Origin of the sequence: Nostoc sp. FACHB-888 (assembly GCF_014696655.1) — a bacterium.
GTDB lineage: Bacteria > Cyanobacteriota > Cyanobacteriia > Cyanobacteriales > Nostocaceae > Nostoc.
This window is the reverse complement of sequence record NZ_JACJQM010000305.1, coordinates 1-3,845: the sequence shown is the minus strand read 5'-3', so window position 1 is coordinate 3,845 and position 3,845 is coordinate 1. Positions and strand designations below refer to the sequence as shown.

The following is a 3,845-nucleotide window of genomic DNA, read 5'->3' as shown; positions in this document are numbered from 1 at the left end:
TGTGATTCAATTCTTGCCAAAGGACTTGTCATATTTTGTATATCTAATTTTTACTCCGTAGTTTATTATCCCATTTTGTTTATATTAAGGATATATCTATTAGATATAGTCCTTGATTGAGTTAAAGTTGGCGACATCAATTCAACAAGGTAAAACCAAGAATTATTCACCAGCCCAATCCCCAAAATCAGCCGTTGTTTTGTTCCCTTATCGTGAGAACAGAGCATCACTCTTTCGCCCAGAACAAAGGCAGGTTTTTGCACTTTGATGGCTTCTAATTCACCAATACCGATGATTTGGTTTTGTGTGGCGTGGAGTATTTCATTACGGCAATCAATTGAATAAATCCAGCACTCATGCTTCCATTGCATACCGCAGCAATAGCCGAATGTTCTCGTGGTTCTGAGGTAAACTCTCTCCAGTAAATTCACCTCAACGGATGGAATTGTTTTTCCCCAAGGCGGAGAAAGATACCAACTTGTTTTGAGTGCGTTAATATGGTCAATCATGCTTTTCTTCCCTGGGATTAATAACCTAAAAATCCTCGGCAATCTCTAACAAAAAGCCGCGTCCCGTGTTCTGCGCTTGCACCAGTTCTTTATCCAGCAGAGTTTGAATAACTGAATCTGAGAATTGGAATTGCAACCGATGTAATGGCACACAACCACCAAAACAATTCAAAATTCAAAATTCAAAATTAATTTCTTATTCTTCAATTTTGAATTTTGAATTAATAATTTTGAATTTGAGCGAAGCGAATGATTGGCTCTACCCTCAAAGTTGTCTGTAGAATTAGCCATTGTTTGCACCCTTAGTTAATACGGTTAACTGTCGGTTGAGAATGCTTATCTGCTGTTGATAAAAGTCAATCTCTGCGGTAATTTGCTGGAATAATTCTTCTGGCGTGAGCGATTGGATTTGATCCTCTTTCAAGTACGATATTTTATCAGAATTCTTGTTAGGCATCAGCACATAGCGCCAACCATCATCAAATTGTTCAGCTAACTCTGTACTGGAGGGATAGTAATAAAGTCCCAAGATGATGCCCTGTTGTGTACGCTGTTCTAAGGGAAAGCGAGGGTAGGGCCAGTGTTGAGGGATCGAGATTGTCGGTTTCATAGATGAATAGGTGAATGAAGGGAAAATGAAAGAAGAATTCAGGAGCCAGAATTCAGAAGTCAGAATTTCGGGAAGAGGTGGGAAAAAGAGGAGAAAGAAAGGCAGATTTTATTAACTTCTGCACCCTACTCTTTGTTTCTTTACTGACTCCTGACCAAACAATTCGCAGTTCGCAGTTCGCAGTTCGCAATTCGCAATTGAAAATGCGAATTATGAACTAATTGATTAATTGGCTAAAAGTGGGTATAAGCCCCCACCACACCGTAGGTTGGTGGTCAACAAGAGAGTGGGAGGTGCAAGCCCCCACTAAATTGTCTTAATTGCGAATTGCGAATTGCGAATTGCAAATTGGAGTTGACTCCTGGATTCTGACTACTGAATTACGCTGTGACTAACTCTGCTCTTTCCAGCAGCCGTTGCAATTTATTGCCAGTTAGCTGTTCTAAGGGTTGGTCTAAAAAATATTCCTCAAAAATGGATTTACTATCAGTAGATACGTCCACCATCGACAGCGATCGCACAGCATCAAACACAGAGTTAGAATACTGCTGACCTGAAAAACCCTGGATTACCCACCAGTTCCCGTTAGTGCATCCGACTTGCCCCAGTTTCACGCCGTTGTTGTTGTAAATGCCATCATCGAGAATTTCAAACCCGTAATTCTGGCACTCGTTGAAGATATGCGCCATTATTTGGTTTTCAGTAGTAGAAGAGGACAAGGAGCAGGATGCGGGGTGCAGGGGGGCAATTTCTTCTCCCTTGCTCCCTGCTCCCTGCCCCCCTGCTTCTTCTTGCACTGGCAGTGTGCCATCTTTATAGTGAGTGCAGATGAAGCGATCGCAACGCATTAGAGTGTTGGCACGAAATAGTTCTTTACCGTTGACCATGACTACCCAGCGTTGGGTTAGGTGGTTGTCGTCATGGCTGATGCTGGCTACTAGTTGATTACCAGCGTAATATTCGTGATGGTCAAAAGAAATTTCGACTATTGTGAGGGGTTCGGGAGCTATGGTTTGGGCTTGTGTTGCGATAAACCCGTCGAGTTCAGCTTGGGCTGTCGCTTGGTTGTCAACTTTCTGAAGCCCGGTCGATTGGTAGGTGATGATTGCGTTTACCCAAGTCTCAGCTGCTCTTTTGTCAAGAGTGGGTGTAACGCCTAATTCGGCAGCGATTCTTTTGAGGCGGGGCAGATTGCAACGGGAGAGGGCTTGCTGTGTGTATTTGGGATGTGTCATGATATAGATTCCTTGAATGTAAGGACAAAGGGCAATCGCGCTAAGTTTTTCCAGGACTAGTGATTGCCCTCTGTTATTTATATTTTACCAACCAATAGTGGGTAATACAATAGATGGTAAGATAAGAGTTGGTTATGTGATAAACATTTACAATAAATACTATTAATAGATAGACTTCTGAGAGTGGGTTAGTCTATTTATATGAATTCAAATTATGGCTGTGGAAGTAAGACTTAAAGAAATTAGAAACGCCAGAGGGTTTTCGCAAAACGAACTAGCAAGACGACTAGAGATGTCATTGACTAATGTTCAAAAAATTGAATATGGACAAGCTAAGTCAATACCTTTAGATACGCTAGATAAGTTGTGCAAAATTTTACAATGTGAAGTTGGTGAGTTACTAGTTCGTGTGCCGGATGATGATGAGGAAAACTCATAACTACCCATAAGTACAATTACTCCAGCCACGGAGCAAAATAATCCTGTAGATGAGTCTAAATCTCAAAGCAACAAGAAAGCAAGAAAATCTGTCGGTAGTACAGTGTTGCCATTTGAAAAAAGGTCAGCATGAAAACTAAATAGAAATTTATTTAAAAAATAATTGTCAATCCATTAAATACTTGTACAGTTCATTGACTAGGACAAAGTAACTGCTGGTTCAACAGAGGTGATGTTAGCTAATACAGTTACATAATGGCAGAACTCAATTCCTGCTTAAACACTGGCAAATTAAAGGTGGAATGATGAACAAACCACCTCGTAAACGCAAAAAAGCCACCTCTGGCACATCCAGTGGCTCAGAACCACCAGCTAGCTCTGCAAATGAAGATATCTCCCAGCAATTAGATCCAGCTTCAGCAACGATTACAGTTACTGTTGTTGAAGTAACAGAGTTGACCCAAGAGGAGCAAAGCGATAAGCCTGACGGCATGGCTACGCTTACCGCCTGCACTTGGAGAGGAAAGTAGAGCGGGCGTTTTTTGAAGCAGGCAAGGCTTTAATAGAATTACGTGATGGGCTTCGCCCCGCCGTAGGCGATCGCAGATTGTATCGCTCCACGCACAAAACCTTTGATGAATACTGTTTAGACAGGTTTGGCTACAATCGTTCCCGTTCTTACCAGCTAGTTGATGCGGCAGTTGTTGTGGACAACTTGCAAAAATGTCCACAATTTGTGGACATTTTGCCGACAGCAGAGGGGCAAGTCCGACCCATGACTAAACTTGAACCCCAGGAACAGCAGGAAGTGTGGCTAAGAGCAGTAGAAGTAGTTGCTGGCGGGAAAGTGCCTACTGGTAGAATCGTCAAAGATGTGGTGCAAAGGATTATGGAGCGAACCCAAGTACTCAATAGACCTCTTGCAGAATTGATTTTGTGTTATAATGATTGGTTTTCTTAATCTGAATGGGGTGAGATAACTAAAAAGATTGATGCCTGGGGTATTTATAGCGATAGTTGTAATCGCGGAACGTCTGACAGAAAAAACATCAC

Annotated in this window: 7 protein-coding genes; 3 read left to right on the top strand and 4 right to left on the bottom strand. The window is 41.9% G+C overall.

Annotated elements, in window-relative coordinates:
- Positions 1–65: 65 nt before the first annotated feature.
- The 4 genes from H6G26_RS39680 to H6G26_RS39665 form a co-directional block, all read right to left on the bottom strand.
- Entirely contained in the window at positions 66–509 is a 444-nt protein-coding gene (locus H6G26_RS39680) for a DUF1392 family protein (protein ID WP_190737395.1), read from the bottom strand.
- 25 nt (positions 510–534) lie between these two features.
- Positions 535–681, bottom strand: a complete 147-nt coding sequence (locus H6G26_RS39675; protein ID WP_190737393.1) for a hypothetical protein — start codon at positions 679–681, stop codon at positions 535–537.
- 111 nt (positions 682–792) lie between these two features.
- Positions 793–1,119 (bottom strand): hypothetical protein, encoded by a 327-nt coding sequence (locus tag H6G26_RS39670; protein WP_190737391.1) that lies wholly within the window; start codon positions 1,117–1,119, stop codon positions 793–795.
- A gap of 380 nt (positions 1,120–1,499) precedes the next feature.
- Positions 1,500–2,354 (bottom strand): hypothetical protein, encoded by an 855-nt coding sequence (locus tag H6G26_RS39665; protein WP_190737389.1) that lies wholly within the window; start codon positions 2,352–2,354, stop codon positions 1,500–1,502.
- Positions 2,355–2,568: 214 nt separating this feature from the next.
- Between H6G26_RS39665 and H6G26_RS39660 the strand changes: the two genes are divergently transcribed.
- The 3 genes from H6G26_RS39660 to H6G26_RS39655 all read left to right on the top strand — a co-directional run bounded on the left by H6G26_RS39660 (position 2,569) and on the right by H6G26_RS39655 (position 3,753).
- On the top strand, positions 2,569–2,793 hold the full coding sequence (locus tag H6G26_RS39660) for a helix-turn-helix transcriptional regulator (RefSeq protein ID WP_190737387.1): 225 nt from the start codon (positions 2,569–2,571) through the stop codon (positions 2,791–2,793).
- A gap of 301 nt (positions 2,794–3,094) precedes the next feature.
- A complete protein-coding gene (locus tag H6G26_RS44460; protein WP_347242598.1) occupies positions 3,095–3,322 on the top strand; it encodes a hypothetical protein in 228 nt (75 codons plus the stop codon).
- A complete protein-coding gene (locus H6G26_RS39655; RefSeq protein ID WP_347242597.1) occupies positions 3,307–3,753 on the top strand; it encodes a hypothetical protein in 447 nt (148 codons plus the stop codon). The genes H6G26_RS44460 and H6G26_RS39655 overlap by 16 nt, the downstream gene beginning before the upstream one ends.
- Positions 3,754–3,845: the final 92 nt, after the last annotated feature.